18 protein-coding genes are annotated in these 22388 nt (G+C 64.7%); 1 reads left to right on the forward strand and 17 read right to left on the reverse strand.

All coding sequences use genetic code 11. The annotated features are described in order from the left end of the window. Window positions 1–119 precede the first annotated feature (119 nt). Window positions 120–1907 (forward strand): ABC transporter transmembrane domain-containing protein, encoded by a 1788-nt coding sequence (locus Q1W68_RS07260; protein ID WP_300652916.1) that lies wholly within the window; start codon window positions 120–122, stop codon window positions 1905–1907. Here Q1W68_RS07260 and Q1W68_RS07265 read toward each other — a convergent pair whose 3' ends face one another. The 17 genes from Q1W68_RS07265 to Q1W68_RS07345 form a co-directional block, all read right to left on the reverse strand. Next, window positions 1908–6524, reverse strand: a complete 4617-nt coding sequence (locus tag Q1W68_RS07265; protein WP_300715986.1) for an NAD-glutamate dehydrogenase — start codon at window positions 6522–6524, stop codon at window positions 1908–1910. A gap of 214 nt (window positions 6525–6738) precedes the next feature. After that, entirely contained in the window at window positions 6739–7206 is a 468-nt protein-coding gene (locus Q1W68_RS07270) for a DUF1178 family protein (RefSeq protein ID WP_300652495.1), read from the reverse strand. Further along, entirely contained in the window at window positions 7203–7811 is a 609-nt protein-coding gene (locus Q1W68_RS07275; protein WP_300652497.1) for an NUDIX hydrolase, read from the reverse strand. The genes Q1W68_RS07270 and Q1W68_RS07275 overlap by 4 nt, the downstream gene beginning before the upstream one ends. Next, complete coding sequence (locus Q1W68_RS07280; RefSeq protein ID WP_300652498.1) at window positions 7808–8110, reverse strand: DUF2818 family protein; 303 nt, start codon at window positions 8108–8110, stop codon at window positions 7808–7810. The genes Q1W68_RS07275 and Q1W68_RS07280 overlap by 4 nt, the downstream gene beginning before the upstream one ends. A gap of 57 nt (window positions 8111–8167) precedes the next feature. Then, window positions 8168–9664 (reverse strand): NADH-quinone oxidoreductase subunit NuoN, encoded by a 1497-nt coding sequence (nuoN, locus tag Q1W68_RS07285; RefSeq protein ID WP_300715988.1) that lies wholly within the window; start codon window positions 9662–9664, stop codon window positions 8168–8170. Window positions 9665–9698: 34 nt separating this feature from the next. Beyond that, a complete protein-coding gene (locus Q1W68_RS07290; RefSeq protein WP_300715989.1) occupies window positions 9699–11177 on the reverse strand; it encodes an NADH-quinone oxidoreductase subunit M in 1479 nt (492 codons plus the stop codon). Between the two features lie 21 nt (window positions 11178–11198). Beyond that, window positions 11199–13235 (reverse strand): NADH-quinone oxidoreductase subunit L, encoded by a 2037-nt coding sequence (gene nuoL, locus Q1W68_RS07295; protein WP_300715990.1) that lies wholly within the window; start codon window positions 13233–13235, stop codon window positions 11199–11201. A 25-nt stretch (window positions 13236–13260) separates the two neighbouring features. Next, on the reverse strand, window positions 13261–13569 hold the full coding sequence (nuoK, locus tag Q1W68_RS07300) for an NADH-quinone oxidoreductase subunit NuoK (protein WP_069046930.1): 309 nt from the start codon (window positions 13567–13569) through the stop codon (window positions 13261–13263). Continuing rightward, complete coding sequence (locus tag Q1W68_RS07305; protein ID WP_300715992.1) at window positions 13566–14225, reverse strand: NADH-quinone oxidoreductase subunit J; 660 nt, start codon at window positions 14223–14225, stop codon at window positions 13566–13568. Before Q1W68_RS07305 ends, nuoK begins: the two co-directional genes overlap by 4 nt. A 50-nt stretch (window positions 14226–14275) precedes the next feature. Continuing rightward, window positions 14276–14812 (reverse strand): NADH-quinone oxidoreductase subunit NuoI, encoded by a 537-nt coding sequence (gene nuoI / locus Q1W68_RS07310; protein WP_300715993.1) that lies wholly within the window; start codon window positions 14810–14812, stop codon window positions 14276–14278. Between the two features lie 15 nt (window positions 14813–14827). Continuing rightward, window positions 14828–15910, reverse strand: coding sequence for an NADH-quinone oxidoreductase subunit NuoH (nuoH, locus tag Q1W68_RS07315; protein WP_300715995.1), 1083 nt, complete (start codon window positions 15908–15910; stop codon window positions 14828–14830). Beyond that, the gene (nuoG, locus tag Q1W68_RS07320) at window positions 15907–18039 is read right to left on the reverse strand and encodes an NADH-quinone oxidoreductase subunit NuoG (RefSeq protein WP_300715997.1); all 2133 of its coding nucleotides are present in this window, start codon (window positions 18037–18039) and stop codon (window positions 15907–15909) included. The genes nuoH and nuoG overlap by 4 nt, the downstream gene beginning before the upstream one ends. A gap of 13 nt (window positions 18040–18052) precedes the next feature. Next, window positions 18053–19420 carry an NADH-quinone oxidoreductase subunit NuoF gene (nuoF, locus tag Q1W68_RS07325; protein ID WP_300715998.1) on the reverse strand — a complete coding sequence of 456 codons (1368 nt, stop codon included), beginning with the start codon at window positions 19418–19420 and terminating at the stop codon, window positions 18053–18055. Further along, window positions 19417–19938, reverse strand: a complete 522-nt coding sequence (locus tag Q1W68_RS07330; RefSeq protein ID WP_300715999.1) for an NAD(P)H-dependent oxidoreductase subunit E — start codon at window positions 19936–19938, stop codon at window positions 19417–19419. The genes nuoF and Q1W68_RS07330 overlap by 4 nt, the downstream gene beginning before the upstream one ends. Beyond that, window positions 19935–21188 carry an NADH-quinone oxidoreductase subunit D gene (locus tag Q1W68_RS07335; protein WP_159605088.1) on the reverse strand — a complete coding sequence of 418 codons (1254 nt, stop codon included), beginning with the start codon at window positions 21186–21188 and terminating at the stop codon, window positions 19935–19937. Before Q1W68_RS07335 ends, Q1W68_RS07330 begins: the two co-directional genes overlap by 4 nt. A gap of 27 nt (window positions 21189–21215) precedes the next feature. Further along, complete coding sequence (locus tag Q1W68_RS07340; protein ID WP_300716000.1) at window positions 21216–21839, reverse strand: NADH-quinone oxidoreductase subunit C; 624 nt, start codon at window positions 21837–21839, stop codon at window positions 21216–21218. Window positions 21840–21883: 44 nt separating this feature from the next. Beyond that, the gene (locus Q1W68_RS07345) at window positions 21884–22363 is read right to left on the reverse strand and encodes an NADH-quinone oxidoreductase subunit B (RefSeq protein WP_056273769.1); all 480 of its coding nucleotides are present in this window, start codon (window positions 22361–22363) and stop codon (window positions 21884–21886) included. Window positions 22364–22388: the final 25 nt, after the last annotated feature.

Consider the following 22388-nt stretch of genomic DNA (forward strand, 5'->3'; position numbering starts at 1 on the left):
AAAATTTGGCCGCGATGCTAGCACCAAACTTTGGTACCTATGGCTTACTTGAACCAACAGCGGAAGGCGCAGGCGTGCGCTGAAAACGGGCACACACAAAACCCGGCACACTCACCTGCATGAGTTCCCCCACGCCCTCCGACCGCCCCAAAGCCACCACCCCCACCTCGCTCAGCGGCCTGCTGCCGTTCCTGCGGCCCTACCGCCTGCAGATCGGTCTGGCCATCCTGTTCCTGGTGCTGGCCGCGGCGGCCACGCTGGCATTTCCGCTGGCCTTGCGCTTTCTCATCGACAGTGGTCTGGCTCCTGCCGGGCGCGGCGAGCAGGCGCTCGCGCTGCGCGGCCACTTCGCGGCCCTGTTCGGCGTGGCGGTGGCGCTCGGCTTTTTCTCGGCCATGCGCTTTTATCTGGTGAGCTGGCTGGGCGAACGCGTCACCGCCGATTTGCGCAACGCGGTCTACAGCCATGTGCTGCGCCAGAGCCCGCAGTTCTTCGAGACCACCCAGACCGGTGAGGTGCTCTCGCGCCTGACCACCGACACCACCCTGGTGCAGACGGTGGTGGGCTCGTCGCTCTCGATGGGCCTGCGCAACGCCGTCATGGGCATCGGCGCACTGGTGATGCTGGTGTGGACCAACCCCTATGTGATGCTGCAGGTGCTGCTGATCATCGTGCTGGTGGTGCTGCCGAGCATGTGGTTCGGCCGGCGCGTGCGCAAGCTCTCGCGCGCCAGCCAGGACCGCGTGGCCGATTCCAGCGCCATCGCGGCCGAGGTGCTCAACGCCATTCCCGTGGTGCAGAGCTACACCGCCGAGGACCGCGAAGCGGCGCGCTTCAACGCGTCAACCCAGTTCGCCTTCGACACGGCGATCAAGCGCACGCGCGCGCGCTCGGTGCTGGTGGCCTTCATCATCATCACCACCGCCGGCCTGCTGCTGTGGGGCCTGTACCAGGGCACGCAGGCGGTGCTGGCCGGCACCATCACACCGGGTCACCTGGGGCAGACGGTGCTCTACATCATCATCCTGGCCGGTGCGGTGGCCGTGCTCGGCGAGGTGTACGGGGACCTGCTGCGCGCCGCCGGCGCGAGCGAGCGCCTCATGGAGCTGCTGGCCAGCGCCTCACCGGTGCAGTCGCCCGCACAACCATTGCAACCGGCCACCCCGCAAGGCGGCAGCGCGCTGGTGTTCGACGACATCACCTTCCACTATCCCTCGCGTCCGGCTCAGGCCGCGCTGACGGGCTTCAGCCTCGCGGTCAAGCCCGGTCAGACGGTGGCGTTGGTGGGCCCGAGCGGCGCGGGCAAAACCACCGTCTTCGGCCTGCTGCTGCGCTACTACGACCCGGCACTCGGCACGATCCGGCTGGACGGTGTGCCCATCCACCAGATGAGCCTGCACGACCTGCGCAACCGCGTGGGCATCGTGCCGCAGGACCCGGTGATCTTCTCCAGCAGCGCGATGGAGAACATCCGCTACGGCAAGCCCGGCGCGAGCGATGACGAGGTGCGCGCCGCCGCTGCCGCGGCGTTTGCCGACGAGTTCATCGACCAGCTGCCCGAGGGCTACGACACCTTTCTGGGCGAGCGCGGTGTGCGCCTCTCGGGCGGCCAGCGCCAGCGCATCGCGATTGCGCGCGCCATGCTCAAGAACCCGCCGCTGCTGCTGCTGGATGAAGCGACCAGCGCGCTCGACGCCCAGAGCGAACGCATGGTGCAGGCCGCGCTGGAGTCGGCCATGAAGGACCGCACCACGCTGGTCATCGCGCACCGCCTGGCCACGGTGCAGCAGGCCGATCTGATCGTGGTGCTGGACCAAGGCCGGCTGGTGGAGCAAGGCACGCACACCGAATTGGTGGCACAGGGCGGCGTATACGCCGGCCTGGCCGCGCTGCAGTTCCAGGTCTGACTACCCCAACTGGCGGAGCTCTCTGAGTGCCACAGAGACAGGCGCGAGATCGGGCGCCAGACCGGCGATGCTCTCGTGCATGTCGTTGATGCGCGCGATCGCCTTCGCATGCTGCTCCTGCCACTCGGCCAGCGTCTGCTGGCTGCTGAGCAGCGACAGCACCAGTTGACCGGCGATCGAATACACGTCGTCGCGCGCGCTGGCGCGGGCCTGCGACTGCCACATCGAATCGGTCGGCAGCTGGCCGATGCGCTGACGCCAGCGGTCCAGACCCAGCGTGTTCTCGATCGCAAAGTAGGTGCGCGCAGCCTGCTCCAGCGTGCTGCCGGCCTTGGCCGCCACGTCCACCAGATCGAGCACCGGGTACAGGTGGTCCAGCACGGTGAGGTCATCGGCGAGTTGGGCGTCCACGCCGGCCTGCACCAGGCGGGCGCTGGCGGCTTGCCATGACGCCAGTGCGGTCGCGGGCAGCCACTGCTCGACGTGCTCCCGCAGCATGCGGGCCGCGGGCCGGTATCTGGCGATCAGCGTGGGCAGGTCGCCCTGGCCGCGGTGGCGCAGCATCCAGCGGCTGGCGCGCTGCGCGATGGTGGCCAGCTGTGTGAGCAGGCGCAGCTGCAGCTCGGTCGTGACCTTGTTGTCCAGCGCGTCGATCTGGTCCCAGATCGGCTCCAGCGCGAACACCTCGCGCGCCAGCGTGTAGGCGCTGACCACCTCGGCCGCGGTGCACGACGCTTCGTTGGCCAGGAAGTTGACGAAGGTCGCACCCACCCTGTTGACCACGGTGTTGGTCATGAAGGTCGCGATGATCTCGCGCTTGAGCGGGTGCTGCGCAATGAAGTCCGCATGGCGCTCGCCGAGCACCGCGGGGAAATACATGGTGAGCACACGCGCGTAGAACGGGTCGTCGGGCAGGCTGCTGGCGCACAGCTCGTCGAACAGGTTCATCTTGGCGTAGGCCATGAGCACGGCGTTCTCGGGACGGGTCAAACCCTTCCCTTCGCGCTTGCGTTTGGCCAGCTCCGCGTCGGCGGGCAGGAACTCGATGGCGCGCTTGAGCAGACCGATCTGTTCCAGCCAGTGCATGAGGTTCTGCTGACCGTCGAGCAGGTACACGGGTCGGGTGGCGGCCAGCTCGATCTGCTGCGTCTGGTAGTAGTTGTCCTGCAGCACGAGAAGACCCACCTCGTTCGTCATGCTGGCCAGCAGATCGTTGCGGCTCTCCAGCGTGAGGCCGCCGGCTTCCTGCACGGCACCCAGCAGGATCTTGATGTTGACCTCGTGGTCGGAGCAGTCCACACCGGCGGAGTTGTCGATGGCATCGGTGTAGATCAGGCCGCCGGCCTGGGCGAACTCGATGCGGCCGTTCTGCGTGCAGCCGAGGTTGCCGCCTTCGCCGAACACCTTGCAGCGCAGCTCGTTGCCGTTGACGCGGAAGGCGTCGCCCGCCTTGTCGCCCACCTGGGCGTGGCTCTCGTAACTGGCCTTCACATAGGTGCCGATGCCGCCGTTGTAAAGCAGGTCCACCGGGGCCTTGAGGATGGCGTTGAGCAGCTCGTTGGGCGCCATGGCGGTGGCCTCGGTGCCGATGACGGCGCGCGCCTGCGGGCTCAGCGGAATCGACTTGGCGCTGCGCGGGAACACGCCACCGCCCTCACTGATGAGGGCCTTGTCGTAGTCGTCCCAGCTGGAGCGCGGCAGCTTGAACAGGCGCTCGCGCTCGGCGTAGCTGGCCGCAACGTCGGGGCTCGGGTCGATGAAGATGTGGCGGTGGTCAAACGCCAGCACCAGCTTGATTTGCGTGGACAGCAGCATGCCGTTGCCGAACACATCGCCCGACATGTCGCCGATGCCGGCCACGGTGAAGGGCTGGGTCTGCGTGTCCACGCCGAGGCCGCGGAAATGGCGCTTGACCGATTCCCACGCGCCGCGCGCGGTGATGCCCATCTTCTTGTGGTCGTAGCCCACCGAGCCGCCCGAGGCGAACGCGTCGCCCAGCCAGAAGCCGTAGGCCGCGCTGACGCTGTTGGCGATGTCGCTGAAGGTGGCCGTGCCCTTGTCGGCGGCGACCACCAGGTAGGGGTCGTCCTCATCAAAGCGCACCACGTCGGTGGGCGGCACCACCGCACCCTTCACCAGGTTGTCGGTGACGTCGAGCAGGCCGGAGAGAAAGGTCTTGTAGCAGGTCACGCCCTCGGCCAGGAAGGCCTCGCGCTCGCTCGCGGGCGGCGCCTTCTTGAGCACGAAGCCGCCTTTGGAGCCCACCGGCACGATCACGGTGTTCTTCACCATCTGCGCCTTCACCAAGCCCAGGATCTCGGTGCGGAAATCTTCGCGCCGGTCGGACCAGCGCAGACCACCACGCGCCACCTTGCCGCCACGCAGGTGCACACCCTCGACGCGCGGCGAATACACCCAGATCTCGAACAGCGGCTTGGGTTCGGGCACGTTGGGGATGTCGCGCGGGCTGAGCTTGAAGCTCATGCAGGCCTTGCCGCGCTGGTAGGCATTGGTGCGCAGCGTGGCCTGGAGGGTGCTGAGGAACTGGCGCAGCACGCGGTCTTCTTCCAGGCTGGCCACCTCGGCCAGCAGGGCTTCGAGCGCCTGCACCTGGGCACTGATGCGCTCGGCGCGCGCATCCGATTTCGCCGGGTCGAAGCGGATGGCGAACAGCTCGGCCAGGCCTTGCGCGATCGCGGGGTTCTTGTTGAGCGTGTCTTCGATGTAGCTCTGGCTGAACGCGAAGCCCAGCTGCTTGAAGTAGCGCACGTAAGCGCGCAGCACCGAGATGGCGCGCGCATCGAGCTCGGTGGAAAGCACCAGGCGGTTGAGCGCATCGCTCTCGACTTCCTGGCGCCAGACGGCCTGGAACAGTTCCTCGAAACGGAACTTGAGGCGGTCCACATCCAGCGCCTGGGCAAACTGCAGACCCCAGTCGTGGATCCAGTAGCCTGGCGCGGCCAGGTGGTAGGGGTGCTCGTCGATCACCCGTGCGCCCATCGATTCCATCACCGGCATGGCGTCGGACAGCGTGATCTTCTGCGTGGCGTAGGTCTTGAAGCGCACCTGGCCCTCGCGCTGGTAGAGCCTGAGTGCCAGCGGCTGTGTTTCGCTCAGCCCGCTGAGCACGGCCGCGTCGCTGGCCGCGGTGTCGGCGTCGAAATGCTCGCGGTACGCGGTGGGGAATGCGGCCACCAGGGCTTCCAGGCCGCTGGCGCTGCGGCCGCTCTGGCCCAGCAGAACCGCGTTCACGCCGTCGACCCAGCGCTTGCAGGCCTCGGCCACGCGGGCTTCGAGCTGCAGCAGGTCCACCTGCGCGGGCAGCTTGTCTTTGGCGCGCACGATGTAGTGGATGCGCGCGAGCGCGCTGTCGGTGAGCATGGGCGTGAATTCGACGGAGGCGGCGTCGAAGGCCTCGGTGAACAGGGCGCCGAGCTTCACGCGCAGCTCGGTGGTGTACACATCGCGCGGTACGTACACCAGCAACGACGCCAGGCGACCGAAGGCGCCGCGGCGCATGAACAGGCGCACACGCTGGCGCTCCTGCAGGCGCAGGATGCCCATGGCGTGCTGCTCCAGCGTGGCGGCGTCAATCTGCAGCATCTCGTCGCGCGGGTAGGTCTCCAGGATCGCCTGCAAGGCCTTGTGCGCATGGCTGCCGGTGACCACGCCGGCGTGGGCCATGACCTGGGCGACGTGCTGGCGCACCACCGGGATCTGCTCCACCGAGGCGGCGTAGGCGGCCGACGTGTACAGGCCGAGGAAGCGGCTTTCACCGACCAGCTGGCCAGCCGCGTCCAGGCGCTTGACGCTGATGGCGTCGAGCCAGGCCGGGCGGTGCACGGTGGAGCGGCTCATCGCCTTGGTGGACAGCACCAGGCCGGAGTCGGACACGAACTGTTCGGCGGGCTGGGCCGGCAACACCTGGGTACCGGGGGCCTTCAGCAGGCCGAGCGCGGTGCCCGGCACCGGCACCAGCACCTGGCCTTTGAGCTCGTAGTCTTCGGCGGCCAGAAAGGTGAAGTGGCCCTTTTCGAGCCAGGTCAGGAAGGCCTTGGCTTCGTCGGCCACCGAGGCGTCCAGCGCGGTGAAGCTGGCGTTGAGCACCTGCACGCGCGAGAGCATGGCGCGCCAGTCCTGCACAGCCAGACGCACATCCTGCAAGGTGTCTTCAATGGCCTTGCGCAGCGCCACCGCCTCGGGGTCGGACGCGAGCCGGTCGCACTCGACCAGGATGCACGAGACCACCTGGCCATCGCCCGCGCCGGTCTGTGCGGCACCGGTGATCTGCGCGACATGGCCGGCCGCGTCGCGCGTGACGCGCAACAAGGGATGAACGATCCAGTGCAAGGTGCGCCCGCTGCGGTTGACGGCCATGCCCACCGAGTCCACCAGAAACGGCATGTCGGGATGGATGATCTGCAGCACGTGGGTACCGCTCTCGGGGACCCGATCCCGGGGCAGTTCCAGCAACTGCAAGCGCACCTCGCCCGCCGACGAAGCACCGAGCAGGGCCTGGTGTGCGGCTGCCAAGGTCTGAAGCCAGGCGGGGTCGCGGCTGCGCAATTCTTCGGGGTCCGCGGCGGCGAAATACAGGTCCTGGAAACTCGGTTTCATGGTCGGCATCCGGTCAGATGGTGGTGGTCGGGGGGCAAGGTGTGCGCGATTCTAGGAGCGCCCCAGCGGGCAAAACCGCCCCAGACAAGGATTGCATGGACCCATGCCATGCCTTCATGCAGCAAACGCATGATGCGCCTGCGGGCATGAATTCGCCATGAAAAAACCCCGCAGAGCGGGGCTGGATGGGGGCTGGATGGCGGCGTGGAGCGCGTTACTGCAAGGTTTCCTTGACCGCCGGCAGCATCGGCAGTGCGATGACCTCGATGCCCTCTTCCAACATCGCCAGGGCTTCCTGCGGGCTGGCCTGCCCACGGATGTTGCGGTGCTCGGTTTCGCCACTGTGCATGGCGCGCGCCTCGTCGGCAAAACGTTCGCCCACATCTTCCGTGTTCGCCACCACCTCGCGCAGCGCCCTGAGCATGCGGGCCTGAAGGGCGGCCAGTTCGGGGCTCTGCGCGTGGTTGCTCATCGGCACGGAGACCGTCGATGGCGCGTCCATGTCGTGGCGGCCCGAGCGCAGGTTCAGCCGAGGGGCCGACAGCTTCTTGTGGATGTGCGCATCGCCGCACAGCGGACACGTGACGAGGCCTCGGCCCAGCTGGCTCACAAAATCGTCTTCGGAGCCGAACCAGCCTTCAAATTCGTGCTGGTGGGCGCATTGCAGGTTGAGGACCTTCATGACCTGGATTGTCCCGTGAAAGTCTCGTCAGCAGAGTCGTTCCATGACAACGCCCATTCGCCGCTTTGCACGTTCTGCAGCCACATCGACCCTATGAGGGTCTTGCTGTCAGTGACTTCCCCGCTGAAACACCAGGCCCGCAGCTCGGCGGGCGTGGCGGTGAACACGTCGAGAAACTCACCGTCGTCGAGTTGGCGCTCGCCGGGTGTGAGACCGCGCGCAAACCAGATGTCGATGGTCTCGTCGGAGTACGCCACGGTGGGCGCCAGGCGGCCGGCGAAGGCCCACTCCCGCGCGCTGTAGCCGGTTTCCTCCAGCAGTTCGCGCTGGGCGCACACCAGGCTGTCTTCACCTGCGTCAAGCTTGCCCGCGGGAAACTCGATCATCACGGCCTGCTGAGGGTGGCGGAACTGGCGCTCCAGCACCACCCGGCCGTCGTCCAGCAGACCGATGACCATGACCGCGCCCGGGTGCAGCACGTATTCACGCGTGGACTCGGCGCCATTGGGCAGGCGCACCGTGTCGCGCACCACGTGCAGAAAGTTGCCGCGCAACAGTTCGGTGCGCGACAGCGGTGTTTCTCGCAGGTGGCTGTCTTCGTTCATCCTCGGTGGCGATAAAGGTAGCGGTAAACGAAGCCGGGGAAGGCCAGCGTGATGAAGAGCGCGCCGGTGGTGGCGTAGAACTCCCAGCCTTGCGGTGCAATCTGCCCGGCGCGCTGCTCCAATGCAAGGCCGAGCGCGCCGACGATGAAGTACAGCAGCACCATCTCGCCCAGCCGCATCCAGAGGGTCTTGGGCAGGCTGCGCGGAATGACAGCCAGCCAGCGTTCGTTGATGAAGGGCAGGTTGGCGGCCACCAGCGCGGCGACCAACACCAGCCAGATGGAGAAACTGTGGTTCATGGTGGGAGGTGTGAGCCGGCCCCACCGGCGAAGTTCACCGGACCAGGGCCGCGTCCATCAAGCGAGAAGCGCCGCCACGGCTTGGGCGCACAAGGCCATGAGGCCACCGGGCAGGATCCCCAGCAGCAACACCAGCGCGCCGTTGACCGAGAGCACCGAACGCGCGTCGAGGCCCGCCTCGATGTCGGCGGTCTGCGTGGGCGCGTCGAAGTACATCACCTTGACCAGGCGAAGGTAGTAGAAGGCGCCGATCAGCGACATGATCACCGCGAACACCGCCAGGCCCACGTAAAACGCACCGCTGGAAGCCAGCAAGGCCTGAAGCACCGAGAGTTTGGCGTAGAAGCCCACCAGCGGCGGCACGCCGGCCAGCGAGAACATGCAGATCGCCATGACGCCGGCGTACAGCGGGCTGCGCTGGTTGAGGCCGGCGAGGTCGCTGATGTTTTCCGACTCGAAACCGCTGCGCGAGAGCAGCAGGATCACACCGAAGGTACCCAGCGTCGTCAACACGTAGGTGATGACGTAAAACATGGACGAACTGTAGGCGTTGGCCATGTTGCCGGTGTCGCCGTTCACCACGCCGGCCAGCAGGCCCAGCAGCATGAAGCCCATTTGTGCGATGGTGGAAAACGCCAGCATGCGCTTGAGGTTGGTCTGCGCGATGGCGGCGAAGTTGCCCACCAGCAGCGACATCACGGCCAGCACCGCGAGCATCTGCTGCCAGTCGAAGGCGAGTGGCTGCAGGCCTTCGACAAGCAGGCGGATCACGATGGCGAATGCCGCGAGCTTGGGCGCGCCACCGATCATGAGGGTGATGGCGGTGGGTGCGCCGTGGTACACGTCGGGCACCCACATGTGGAAAGGCACCACGCCGAGCTTGAACGCCAGACCGGCCACCACAAACACCAGACCCAGCGTGAGCACCTGGGCCGAACCCTTGAGCGTGGCCTCGCCGCCCGCGATGGACTGCATCACTTCGGGCAGCGCCAGCGAGCCGGTGGCGCCGTACACCATGGACAAGCCATAGAGCAGGAAACCGCTGGCCAGCGCGCCCAGCACAAAGTACTTCATGGCCGCTTCGGTGGCCTGCACGTCGTCGCGGCGCAGCGCCACGAGCGCGTAGCTGGAGAGCGTGAGCAGTTCGAGACCGAGGTAGATCACCAGGAAGTTGTGGCCCGAGATCATGACGAACATGCCCAGCAGCGCGAACATGGCGAGCGTGAACATCTCGCCGCCGCGCAGCATGTCGCGCTGGCCGGCATAGCCCCGACCGTACACCAGCGTGATCATCATGGCGATGGTGGCAAAACACTTGAGCCAGTTGCCCATGGGGTCGCTGACGATCATGCCGCCGAAGCCCAGGGTGGTGGTGCCCGAGGAGGCCGCCATGGCGAGCAAAACAGCGACCGCGCCCAGCGAGAGCAGCGTGAGCACATAGGTCGCACCGCGCAGGGGCGACTTCACCGTCAGATCGGCCAGCGCGATCACGCAGGCCATCGTCAGCAGGAGGATTTCAGGGTAGGCCGCGACCCAGCTGAGCTTGTCAATCATTGTTCGTTCTCTTGTGTCGTGTGGCGGGCCCGGCTCACTGGGGCAACTTGGAAACCGCCACGTGGCGCAGCAACTCCGCCACGGAGGCGTCCATCACGTCGGTGAAAGGCTTGGGGTACACGCCCATGAAGAGCACGGCCAGCGCCAGCACCGCCATCACGAGGAACTCGCGCGCGTTGAGGTCGATCAGGTTCTTCACGTTGTCGTTGCCCACGGCGCCCAGGTAGACGCGCTTGTACATCCACAAGGAATAGGCAGCACCGAAGATCAGAGCCGAGGCGGCGAGCAGGCCGATCCAGAAGTTGGCTTTGACTGCTGCGAGGATCACCATCCACTCGCCCACGAAGCCGGCGGTGCCCGGCAGGCCGCAGTTGGCCATGGTGAACAGCAGCGCGAACGCGGCGAACTTGGGCATGGTGTTGACCACACCGCCGTAGTCGGCGATTTCGCGCGAGTGCACACGGTCGTACAACACGCCGATGCCCAGGAACATCGCGGCCGACACAAAACCGTGGGCAATCATCTGCACGATGCCGCCGGACACACCCAGGTCGCTGAACACGAAGAAGCCGAGCGTGACGAAACCCATGTGGGCCACCGACGAATAGGCCACCAGTTTCTTCATGTCCTGCTGGACCATGGCAACCAAGCCCACGTAGATCACGGCCACCAGCGAGAGAGCGATCATGAGCCAGGCCCATTCGTGCGAAGCGTCGGGCAGGATGGGCAGCGAGAAGCGCAGGAAGCCATAGGCCCCGAGCTTGAGCATGATGGCCGCCAGCACCGCAGAGCCGCCGGTGGGTGCTTCGACGTGCACGTCGGGCAGCCAAGTGTGCACCGGCCACATGGGCACCTTGACCGCGAAGGCCGCGAAGAAGGCAAAGAACAGCAGGGTCTGCGCGGTGCCGCTCAGCGGCAGCCGGTACCAGTCGGCCAGGGCGAAGCTGCCACCGGACACGGTGTACAGATAGATGAGCGCCACCAGCATCAGCAGCGAGCCCATCAGCGTGTACAGGAAGAACTTGAACGCGGCGTAGATCTTGTTCGGGCCGCCCCAGATGCCGATGATCAGGTACATCGGGATCAGCGTGGCTTCAAAGAACACATAGAACAGCATCGCGTCCTGCGCGCTGAACACGCCGATCATCAGACCCGAGAGGATCAGGAAGGCGCCCATGTACTGGTTCACGCGCGTCGTGATCGACTCCCAGCTGGCCACGATCACCACCACGTTGATGAACGCGGTCAGCAGCACCAGCCACAACGAGATGCCATCCACCCCCAGGTGGTAGTGGATGTTGAAGTCCTCGATCCAAGGGGCTTTTTCGACGAACTGCAGCGCAGCGGTGCCGAGTTGGAAACCGGTGTAGAGCGGCACCGTGACCGCGAGACCCACGACAGCACCCACCAACGCGATCCAGCGCACCATCGGTGCCTGATCGTCACGGCCCAGGGCCAGCAGCACGACGCCAAAAAAGATGGGCGTCCAGATGGCAAGGCTCAGCAAACCCATGATGTTCTTCTTCCTCTTGTTTTATTTGGCGAGCCAGACGAAGTACGTCATGAACAGCAGCACACCCACGATCATCATCAGCGCGTAGTGGTACAGGTAGCCGGTCTGTGCGCGGCGCACCACGCCGGAGACCAGCCCCACCAGCTTCCAGCTGGCGTTGACCACACCGCCTTCGATCACCCCCCGATCGCCACCCTTCCACAGACCGATGCCCAGACCACGCGCACCCTTGGCCAGCACGTTTTCGTTGAACCAGTCCAGGTAGTACTTGTTCTCCAGCACCACCACCAGCGGGCGCAAGGCGCGGCCAATGGCCGCGGGCACGGCCGGGTTGATCAGGTACATGTACCAGGCGCTCACCGCACCAGCCAGGGCCAGGTACAGCGGTGGCGTGAACAAGGCGTGGGAGACCATGGCCAACGGGCCGTGGAAAATCTCGGCGAACTTCGCCATGGCCGGGTGGGCCGCGGCGTTGATGAAGATCGCGTCCTTGAAGAAGTCACCGAACAGCATGGGCTGGATGGTCATGAAACCGATCACCACCGACGGGATGGCCAGCAGCACCAACGGCACCGTGACCACCCAGGGGGATTCGTGCGGCTTGTTGTCATGGGCATGACCATGCCCGTGGTCGTCGTGGTGACCATGGTCGTCGTGGTGCGCGTCCGGATTCTGGTCGTAGCGCTCTTTGCCGTGGAACACCAGAAAGTAAAGGCGGAACGAATAGAACGAGGTGACGAACACACCGGCCAGCACCGCGAAATAGGCGAAGCCCGAGGCCGGCAGGTTGCTGAAGTGCACCGCCTCAATGATGGAGTCCTTGGAGTAGAAGCCCGAGAACAGCGGCGTGCCGATGAGGGCCAGCGTACCCAGCAGCGAAGTGATCCAGGTGATGGGCATGTACTTGCGCACGGCGCCCATCCAGCGGATGTCCTGGTTGTGGTGCAGACCCATGATCACCGAGCCGGCCGCGAGGAACAGCAGCGCCTTGAAGAAGGCGTGCGTCATGAGGTGGAACACCGCCACCGAGTAGGCCGATGCGCCGAGCGCGACCGTCATGTAGCCCAGCTGCGAGAGCGTGGAATAGGCCACGATGCGCTTGATGTCGTTCTGGATGATGCCCAGGAAGCCCATGAACAGCGCGGTGATGGCGCCGATGACCATGATGAAGTTCAGCGCCGTATCGGACAGCTCGAACAGCGGCGACATGCGCGCCACCATGAAGATGCCGGCGGTGACCATGGTCGCGGCGTGGATCAGCGCCGAGATGGGTGTGGGGCCTTCCATGGAATCGGGCAGCCACACGTGCAGGGGGAACTGGGCGCTCTTGCCCATGGCGCCGATGAACAGGCAGATGCAGATCACGGTGATCAGCAGCCAGTCGGTGCCGGGAAAGCCCATGGCGCCGAGGGCAGGTGCTTTCGCAAACACCTCGGTGTAGTTCAGCGTGCCGGCGTAGGCTACGATGAGGCCGATGCCCAGGATGAAGCCGAAGTCGCCCACGCGGTTGACGAGGAAGGCCTTCATGTTGGCGAAGATCGCCGTGGGCTTGTTGAACCAGAAGCCGATCAGCAGATACGACACCAGACCCACCGCTTCCCAGCCAAAGAACAGCTGCAGCAGGTTGTTGCTCATGACCAGCATGAGCATGGAGAAGGTGAACAGCGAGATGTAGGCGAAGAAGCGGTTGTAGCCCTTGTCTTCTTCCATGTAGCCGATGGTGTAGAGGTGCACCATGAGCGAGACGAAGGTGACGACCACCATCATCATGGCGGTGAGACCGTCGACCAAAAAGCCGATTTCCATCTTCAACCCGCCGACCACCATCCAGGTGTAGAGGGTCTCGTTGAAGCGGGCGCCGTCGAGGGCCACGCTCTTGAGCGTCATGGCCGACAGGATGAAGGCGACCAGCACACCCAGGATGGTGAGGGTGTGCGAGGCGCGGCGGCCGATGACGTTGCCGCCGAACGTGGTGCCCAGGACGCCGGCCAGGGCCGCGCCGATCAGCGGCGCCATGGGGACGGCGAGCAGGGTGCTGGCAGAGAGGGTGGTGCTCATGGTGTTCTGGTCTGGGGGCTGGTGCTCAGCCTTTGAGCGTGTTGAGCTCTTCGACGCTGATCGAGTTCTTGTTGCGGAACAGCAGCACGAGGATGGCCAGGCCGATCGCCGATTCGGCGGCGGCCACGGTCAGGATGAAGAACACGAACACCTGTCCGTGCATGTCACCCAGGAAATGCGAGAAAGCCACGAAGTTCATGTTCACGGCCAGCAGCATCAGCTCGATGGCCATGAGCAGCACGATCAGGTTCTTGCGGTTCAGGAAAATGCCGACGACCGACAAGGCGAACAGGATGGCGCCGACGGCGAGGAAATGGCCCAGGGTCACGCTCATGATGCTTTGCCCTCCTCGGCGGTCACCGATTCGACGGCGGGTGCGGCTTTTTGTGTGGCGTTCATCGGCACCACCACCAGACGGTCGCTGGCACGCACATGCACTTGCAGGCCCGGGTTGATGGCCTTGCTGTCCTTGCGCTGGCGCAGGGTGAGCGCGATGGCCGCAATCATGGCCACCAGCAGGATCACGGCGGCCACTTCGATGGGGTACAGGTACTCGGTGTAGAGCAGCAAACCGAGCTCACGTGTGTTGGAGTAATTGGCAGCGTTGATGCCGGTGTTCACCGCATCGGGGTTGGCAGCCAGGCTGGGGAAGCCCGCAAACAACACGGCAATCAGCTCGGCCGCCACCAGACCGCCCAGGATGGCGGCGAGCGGAAAGTGTTTCCAGAAACCCTTGCGCACACTGTCCATATTGATGTCGAGCATCATCACGACGAACAGAAACAGCACCATCACCGCGCCCAGGTACACCAGCACCAGCGTGATCCCCAGGAACTCCGCCTTCAACAGCAACCACAACGCAGACGCCTGCGAAAACGCCAGCATCAGGAACAACACAGCGTGCACCGGGTTGCGCGCGGTGATGACGCGGAAGGCTGCAAACAGCAGCACCGCGGCGAAGAGGTAAAAAAAGCCGGTCTGGTAATCCATGGCGTTGTTCTTGTGTCGTCTGTTCCGGGCGGTTCCGGATTCAGAACGGATCAGCGGTAAGGGGCGTCGGCGGCCCGGGCAGCGGCAATCTCGGTCTCGTAGCGGTCGCCCACGGCCAGCAACATCTCTTTGGTGAAGTACAGGTCACCGCGTTTTTCACCGTGGTACTCGAAGATGTGGGTCTCCACGATGGAGTCGACAGGGCAGCTCTCTTCGCAGAAGCCGCAGAAGATGCACTTGGTGAGGTCGATGTCGTAACGCGTGGTGCGGCGTGAACCGTCGTCGCGCACATCGGATTCGATAGTGATGGCCATCGCCGGGCACACCGCTTCGCACAGCTTGCAGGCGATGCAGCGCTCTTCGCCGTTGTCATATCGGCGCAAGGCGTGCAGGCCCCGAAAGCGCGGCGACAGCGGCGTCTTTTCTTCCGGGAACTGCACCGTGATCTTGCGTTTGAAGGCGTAGCGGCCGGTCAGGGCCATGCCCTTGAACAACTCCACCAACAAAAAGCTGTTGAGGAAATCGCGAAAGGAAAACGGCGCCACGACCGCTGGGGCGGCGGCGGGGTTGGCGGTGATGGTGGACATGGTCAATCGCCCTCTTTATTTCCAGAGGTTCCACGAGGTCTGCATCAGCCCGCCGACGAGCAGCAGGTAGATGAGCGTGACGGGAATGAAGATCTTCCAGCCCAGACGCATGATCTGGTCGTAGCGGAAGCGCGGGAAGGTGGCGCGGATCCAGATGAACATGGACACCACGAGGAAGGTTTTCAGCCCGAGCCAGATCCAGCCGGGTATCCAGTTGAACACGGCGCTGTCGACGGGGGGCAACCAGCCACCCAGGAACATCAGCACCGCCAGCACCGAGATCAGCCACATGCTGGCGTATTCGGCCAGGAAAAAGATCGCAAAGCCCATGCCCGAATACTCGACCATGTGACCGGCCACGATCTCGGCCTCGCCCTCGACCACGTCGAACGGGTGGCGGTTGGTTTCGGCCACACCCGAGATGAGGTAAACGAAGAAGATGGGCAGCAGCGGGAGCCAGTTCCACGACAGAAAGTTCAAACCTTGCGAGGCGGCCATGCCGCGCGCCTGCGAGTTCACGATGTCGACCAGGTTCAGACTGCCCGAAACCATGACAACGATCAGGAAACAGAAGCCGATGGCGATTTCGTAGCTCACCATCTGGGCCGACGCGCGCAGCGCACCGAGGAACGCGTATTTCGAGTTGGAAGCCCAGCCCGCGATGATCACGCCGTACACCTCGATCGAGGTGATGGCCAAAATCACCAGCAGACCGGCGTTCACATTGGCGAGCACAGCTTCGGGACCGAAAGGCACGGCCACCCACGCGGCGAGCGCCGGCATGATGGCCATGATGGGACCGAGGCGGAAGAGCCCGTTGCTCGCAGCGCTCGGTCGGATCAGTTCCTTGGTCAGCAGCTTGAGCGCATCGGCAATGGGCTGGAGCAAACCGAAAGGGCCCACGCGGTTGGGTCCGTGGCGCACCTGGATCCAGCCGAGCAGCTTGCGCTCCCACAGCGTGAGGTACGCCACAGCACCCATCAAGGGCGCCAGCACGGCCACGATCTTGATCAGGTTCCAGATGACGGGCCAGGCCGCAGTGGTCCACCACGGGGCCGCAATCAAGCCCATGCCGCCGTTGTACATCGCGTCGATCATGCGGGCACCTCGTCGGCGATGAGGGATGCGCGGGCGTCCGCTGTCATTTGCAGCGCGGGAGCGCGGCGCACCAGACCATCAAGCTGGTAAATGCTCGCCACGCAAGGCTCAACGCTGGCCGGTGCCGTGTCGATGGAAGCGGCACTGCTGTTGTTCAGCCGGGCGGTATCCACCACCGCACCGCTGGCCACGCCTGGCAGCACGCTGGCCAGCACGGCCTGCGACGAGTCGGCATCAAAGCCGGTCAGGCCGAGCAGGTTGCCCAGCACGCGGATCACCTTCCAGGCCGGGCGCGTTTCACCCAGCGGGCGAACAACGGCATGGAAGCTCTGCAGGCGGCCTTCGGCGTTCACGAAAGAACCCGAGGTTTCGGTGAACGGAGCGATCGGCAAGAGCACGTCGCTGACATCGAGGTTGGTCTTGAACGGGCTCAGCGTGACGACCATGCCGGCGCCAGCCAGGCCTTCGGTTCCGGCCGCGCTGTCGTGCGCGGGTTCGGTGTTCAGCAGAACCAGCGCCTTGAGTGCGCCGCCCAGCATCTGGCCAGCGTTCAGACCGCCCTGCCCCGGCACGGCGTTCACAAGTTGTGCGCCCACGGTGTTGGCGGCTTCGCTCAAATAACCGACGCTGGCGCCGGTCTGCTGGGCGATCCAGTTGGCCAGCGACAGCAGGCTGGCTGCTTTTTCGTGGTGCGCAACGGCGTTGCCGAGCAGGATGGCCTTGTGCTCACCACCCAGCAGCGACTTGGCCACCGCACGGTGGGCGTCGGTCGCCTCGGCGTTCACCGGTGCGCTCGCGCCCGTCTCGGCGGCGATAGCAGACGCAATGCCAGCCAAGGCCGACACCCAGACGCCGCTGTCGGCGAGCACCACGTTCTTGAGCGGCATGGCCCAGTCTTGCGCGACGGCATTGAGCACGTTGACCTGCGCACCCTTGCGCTGCGCCTGGCGGATGCGTTGCGCAAACAGCGGATGGTCCTTGCGCATGTTGGAGCCGACCACCAGCACACGCTGGAGGTTGGACAGCGAGGCCACGGGCATTCCAAGCCAGCGCGCCGCACCGGCGGGGGCGGTGTTGGAGAAATCGGCGTGGCGCAAGCGGCTGTCGATGTTCTGGCTGCCCAGGCCGCGCACCAGAGCGCCAGCCAACGCCAATTCTTCGAACGTGCTGTGCGGGCTGGCCAGCAGGCCGATGGCAGCGGCGCCGTGTTCGGCCTTGACCTGTTTCAGGCCGTTGGCCACGTATTCGAGGGCGGTCTGCCAGTCGACCGTCTTCCATTCGCCGCCCTGCTTGAGCATGGGCGCGGTCAGGCGGTCTTCGCTGTTGACGGCTTCGTACGAAAAGCGGTCGCGGTCGGCGATCCAGCATTCGTTGACGGCTTCGTTCTCCAGCGGCACCACGCGCATGACCTTGTGGTTCTTCACCTGGACGATCAGGTTGGCACCGGTGGAGTCGTGCGGGCTCACGCTCTTGCGGCGCGAGAGCTCCCAGGTGCGGGCGCTGTAACGGAACGGCTTGCTGGTGAGCGCGCCAACCGGGCAGATGTCGATCATGTTGCCCGAGAGTTCGGAGTCGACCGTGTCGCCCAGCACCGTGGTGATCTCGGCGTGTTCACCGCGGTGGATCATGCCGAGCTCCATCACACCGGCCACTTCCTGGCCAAAGCGCACGCAGCGGGTGCAGTGGATGCAGCGGCTCATCTCCTGCATGGAGATCAGCGGCCCCACGTCCTTGTGGAAGACAACGCGTTTTTCTTCTTCGTAGCGCGAGCCGGAGCTGCCATAGCCCACGGCCAGATCCTGCAACTGGCACTCACCTCCCTGGTCACAGATGGGGCAGTCCAGCGGGTGGTTGATGAGCAGGAACTCCATCACCGACTGCTGAGCCTTGATGGCTTTGTCGCTCTTGGTGCGCACGATCATGCCCTGCGTGACCGGGGTGGCACAGGCCGGCATGGGCTTGGGCGCCTTCTCCACGTCCACCAGGCACATGCGGCAGTTGGCCGCGATGGACAGTTTCTTGTGATAGCAGAAATGCGGGATGTAGGTGCCGGCCTTCTCGGCCGCATGCATGACCATGCTGCCCGGGGGCACTTCCACCTTTTTGCCGTCGAGTTCGATTTCGATCATGGTGTTCTTGTCTTCAGGCGGCTGGGGCGTTGGCCGAGGCGATCTTGGCCTCGAACTCATGCCGGAAGTGTTTGATCATGGCGCGCACCGGCATGGCCGCAGCATCACCCAGGGCGCAGATGGTGCGGCCCATGATGTTCTCGGCCACGTTGTCCAACAGCGCCATGTCGGCGGGGCGGCCTTCGCCCTCATCGATACGGCTGACCATGCGCCAGAGCCAGCCCGTGCCTTCACGGCACGGCGTGCACTGGCCACACGATTCGTGCATGTAGAAATAGGACAGGCGCTTGAGCGACTCGACCATGCAACGGCTGTCGTCCATCACGATCACGGCACCGGAGCCCAGCATGGAGCCGGCCTTGGCAATCGAGTCGTAGTCCATGGTGCAGTCCATCATGATGGACGCGGGCAACACGGGCGACGACGATCCGCCGGGGATCACGGCCTTGAGCGTGCGGCCCTTGCGCACGCCACCGGCGAGCTCGAGCAGCTTGCTGAAGGGTGTGCCCATGGGCACCTCGTAGTTGCCGGGCATCTCCACGTCACCACTGACCGAGAAGATTTTGGTGCCGCCGTTGTTGGGCTTGCCGCAAGCGAGGTAAGCCGCGCCGCCGTTGCGGATGATCCAGGGGACCGCCGCGAACGTCTCGGTGTTGTTGATCGTGGTGGGCTTGCCGTACAGGCCGAAGCTGGCCGGGAACGGTGGCTTGAAGCGGGGCTGGCCCTTCTTGCCTTCGAGCGATTCGAGCAAGGCGGTTTCTTCGCCGCAGATGTAAGCGCCGAAGCCGTGGAACGCGTGCAGCTGGAAGCTGAAGCCGCTGTCCAGGATGTTGTCGCCCAGCAGGCCGGCGGCGCGGGCTTCTTCCAGCGCCGCTTCAAATCGGTCGTAGGCTTCGAAGATTTCCCCGTGGATGTAGTTGTAGCCCACGCTGATGCCCATGGCGAAGGCGGCAATGGCCATGCCTTCGATCACGATGTGCGGGTTGTACATGAGGATGTCGCGGTCCTTGCAGGTGCCCGGCTCGCCCTCGTCGGAGTTGCACACGAGGTACTTCTGACCTGGGAACTGGCGCGGCATGAAGCTCCACTTCAGCCCGGTGGGGAAACCCGCACCGCCGCGACCGCGCAAGGCCGATTCCTTCAGCGTGGCAATCACCTGGTCCTGCGTCATGCCCACCACCGGTGGGTCACCCGCCGGCTCGGCCCCGTCCTTGCCCAGCACCTTGCGCAAGGCCTGGTACCCGCCACGCGCCACGTAGTCCTTCAGCGACCAGTTGCCGCCATTGAGGTCGGCGTAGATCTGGGGATTGATGTGACGGCCGTGGAAGCAGGTTTGCACGCCGTTGGCGCGGAACTGCGAGAGGATTTGTTCGGCGTTCATGACTGTCCTTCTGAAGCACGCAAGCCGTCAATCAACTGGTCCAGCTTGTCGTTGCTCATGAAACTGCACATGTGGCGGTCGTTGACCAGCATCACCGGGGAATCGGCGCAGGCGCCGAGGCACTCGCTTTGCTGCAGGGTGAACAAACCGTCTGCGGTGGTACCGCCCATGGTGATGCCCAGCTTGTGCTCCAGGTGGTGCAGCGCGCTCTGACCATCGCGCAACTGGCACGGCAGGTTGGTGCAGACGTTGAGCTTGAACTTGCCCACCGGCTGCTGGTTGTACATGTTGTAGAACGTCGTCACCTCGTGCACGGCGATCGGCTCCATGCCCAGGTAGGCGGCCAGCGCCGCTTCGGCGCCGGTGCTCACAAAGCCCATCTCCTGCTGGATGATGGACAGGCAGGCCATTACGGCCGACTGCGCCTGGTCGGCCGGGTATTTGGCGACTTCGCGCGCAAAGCGCTGCTGGGTGGTGCTGCTGAATTCCACAGCGGCAACTGCTTGGCCGGTGCTCATCGGTCGATCTCCCCGAAAACAATGTCCATGGTGCCGATGATGGCCACAGCGTCGGCCAGCATGTGACCGCGCGCCATCTCGTCCATCGTGGCCAGGTGCGCAAAACCGGGCGCGCGGATCTTCAGGCGGTAGGGCTTGTTGGCGCCGTCGCTCACCAGGTAGATGCCGAACTCGCCCTTGGGGTGCTCGACCGCTGCGTAGGCTTCGCCTTCGGGCACGTGGAAGCCTTCGGTGAACAGCTTGAAATGGTGGATCAGCTCTTCCATGTTGGCCTTCATGGCCTCGCGGGCGGGGGCCGCCACCTTGTGGTTGTCGGTGATGACCGGACCGGGGTTGGCGCGCAACCACTTCGAACACTGTTCGATGATGCGGTTGGACTGCTTCATCTCTTCCATGCGGACGAGATAGCGGTCGTAGCAGTCACCCGTCTTGCCCACCGGAATGTCGAAGTCCATCTGACCGTACACGTCGTACGGCTGCTTCTTGCGCAGGTCCCAGGCGATGCCGGAACCGCGCAGCATGGGGCCGGTCATGCCGAGGTTGAGCGCACGCTCGGGCGTGACCACGCCGATGCCCACGGTGCGCTGCTTCCAGATGCGGTTGTCGGTCAGCAGCGTGTGGTACTCGGCGAGATACGTGGGGAAGCGCTTCGTGAAGTCGTCGATGAAATCGAGAAGCGAACCCTGGCGGTTCGTGTTCATCTGCTCCATCGCGCGGGCGTTGCGGATCTTGCTGTGCTTGTACTGCGGCATGGTGTCCGGCAGATCGCGGTACACGCCGCCCGGACGGAAGTAGGCCGCGTGCATGCGCGCGCCAGAGACCGCCTCGTACATGTCGAACAGGTCTTCGCGCTCGCGGAACGCGTAGATCAGGATGGTGGAGCTGCCGCAGTCGTTGCCGTGCGAGCCCAGCCACATCAGGTGGTTGAGCAGGCGCGTGATCTCACTGAACATCACGCGGATGTACTGAGCACGGATCGGCACCTCGATGCCGAGCAATTTCTCGATGGCCAGGCAGTACGCGTGCTCGTTGCACATCATCGACACATAGTCCAGCCGATCCATGTACGGCAGCGACTGGATGTACGTCTTGTGCTCGGCGAGTTTTTCGGTGGCGCGGTGCAGCAGGCCGATGTGCGGATCGGCGCGTTGCACGACCTCGCCGTCGAGCTCGAGCACCAGGCGCAGCACGCCGTGCGCGGCCGGGTGCTGCGGACCGAAGTTGAGGGTGTAGTTCTTGATTTCAGCCATGACGATGTCGCAGGAAGGCCAGGGCCCTCAGTGCAAGCCCCCGTAGTTGTCTTCGCGGATGATGCGCGGCGTGATTTCGCGGGGCTCGATGCTCACCGGCTCGTAGATCACGCGCTGGCGCTCGGCGTCGTAGCGCATCTCGACGTGACCCGACAGCGGAAAGTCCTTGCGGAAAGGGTGGCCGATGAAGCCGTAGTCGGTGAGGATGCGACGCAGGTCGTCGTGGCCTTCGAAGACGATTCCGAACAGGTCAAATGCCTCGCGCTCGTACCAATTGGCAGCCGCCCACAACGGCGTGACAGAGGCCAGCACGGGGAAGTCGTCCTCGGGGCAGAAAACCCGCACGCGAACCCGGTGGTTGTGCGTGACCGACAGCAGGTGCACCACGGCGGCAAAACGCTGACCCTCCCAGCGGCCGTCACCATACGTCTGGTAGTCCATGCCGCACAGATCAATGAGCTGTTCGAACGCCGCCACAGGCGCATCGCGCAGGGTCTTCATGACGTCGAAATAATGGGCCGCAGAGACGATCAGCGTGAGCTCTTCGCGAACCACGTCCAGCGACACCACACGGTCACCCAGCAACTCGGCCAAGGCGTGCTTCAGGGCTTCCGGTGCAACTGCGTAGGAGGTTGTTGAGGTGTCGGTCATGGGTGCGTCTCTGGGGACTCGTTTCGCCGTGGAACAGCCGGCGCTCAGGCGCGGGCGATGGTCTGGGTGCGCCGGATCTTCTGCTGCAACTGGATGATTCCGTACAGCAGGGCTTCCGCCGTGGGCGGGCAGCCGGGCACATACACATCCACCGGCACGATGCGGTCGCAACCGCGCACCACCGAATAGCTGTAGTGGTAGTAACCACCGCCGTTGGCACACGAACCCATGGAGAGCACCCAGCGCGGCTCGGCCATCTGGTCGTAGACCTTGCGCAGGGCGGGCGCCATCTTGTTGCACAGCGTGCCCGCCACGATCATCAGATCGGACTGGCGCGGGCTGGCGCGGAACACCTCGGAGCCGAAGCGGCCGATGTCGTAACGCGCGGCCGCCGCGTGCATCATTTCCACCGCACAGCAGGCCAAACCGAAGGTCATGGGCCACAACGAACCGGTCTTGGCCCAGTTAACCACCGAGTCGTAGCTGGTGGTGACAAAGCCTTCTTTGAATACGCCTTCAATCATGGGCCACTCCGGTGCGTTCGTGTGT

This window comes from Hydrogenophaga sp. (assembly GCF_030158645.1).
In the GTDB taxonomy this organism is placed as follows: domain Bacteria; phylum Pseudomonadota; class Gammaproteobacteria; order Burkholderiales; family Burkholderiaceae_C; genus Hydrogenophaga.

Coding starts and splice junctions, on each gene's coding strand:
- Q1W68_RS07260 (WP_300652916.1), top strand. CDS start 120: ATGAGTTCCCCCACGCCCTCCGACCGCCCCAAAGCCACCACCCCCACC.
- Q1W68_RS07265 (WP_300715986.1), bottom strand. CDS start 6,524: ATGAAACCGAGTTTCCAGGACCTGTATTTCGCCGCCGCGGACCCCGAA.
- Q1W68_RS07270 (WP_300652495.1), bottom strand. CDS start 7,206: ATGAAGGTCCTCAACCTGCAATGCGCCCACCAGCACGAATTTGAAGGC.
- Q1W68_RS07275 (WP_300652497.1), bottom strand. CDS start 7,811: ATGAACGAAGACAGCCACCTGCGAGAAACACCGCTGTCGCGCACCGAA.
- Q1W68_RS07280 (WP_300652498.1), bottom strand. CDS start 8,110: ATGAACCACAGTTTCTCCATCTGGCTGGTGTTGGTCGCCGCGCTGGTG.
- nuoN (WP_300715988.1), bottom strand. CDS start 9,664: ATGATTGACAAGCTCAGCTGGGTCGCGGCCTACCCTGAAATCCTCCTG.
- Q1W68_RS07290 (WP_300715989.1), bottom strand. CDS start 11,177: ATGGGTTTGCTGAGCCTTGCCATCTGGACGCCCATCTTTTTTGGCGTC.
- nuoL (WP_300715990.1), bottom strand. CDS start 13,235: ATGAGCACCACCCTCTCTGCCAGCACCCTGCTCGCCGTCCCCATGGCG.
- nuoK (WP_069046930.1), bottom strand. CDS start 13,569: ATGAGCGTGACCCTGGGCCATTTCCTCGCCGTCGGCGCCATCCTGTTC.
- Q1W68_RS07305 (WP_300715992.1), bottom strand. CDS start 14,225: ATGGATTACCAGACCGGCTTTTTTTACCTCTTCGCCGCGGTGCTGCTG.
- nuoI (WP_300715993.1), bottom strand. CDS start 14,812: ATGTCCACCATCACCGCCAACCCCGCCGCCGCCCCAGCGGTCGTGGCG.
- nuoH (WP_300715995.1), bottom strand. CDS start 15,910: ATGATCGACGCGATGTACAACGGCGGCATGGGCTTGATTGCGGCCCCG.
- nuoG (WP_300715997.1), bottom strand. CDS start 18,039: ATGATCGAAATCGAACTCGACGGCAAAAAGGTGGAAGTGCCCCCGGGC.
- nuoF (WP_300715998.1), bottom strand. CDS start 19,420: ATGAACGCCGAACAAATCCTCTCGCAGTTCCGCGCCAACGGCGTGCAA.
- Q1W68_RS07330 (WP_300715999.1), bottom strand. CDS start 19,938: ATGAGCACCGGCCAAGCAGTTGCCGCTGTGGAATTCAGCAGCACCACC.
- Q1W68_RS07335 (WP_159605088.1), bottom strand. CDS start 21,188: ATGGCTGAAATCAAGAACTACACCCTCAACTTCGGTCCGCAGCACCCG.
- Q1W68_RS07340 (WP_300716000.1), bottom strand. CDS start 21,839: ATGACCGACACCTCAACAACCTCCTACGCAGTTGCACCGGAAGCCCTG.
- Q1W68_RS07345 (WP_056273769.1), bottom strand. CDS start 22,363: ATGATTGAAGGCGTATTCAAAGAAGGCTTTGTCACCACCAGCTACGAC.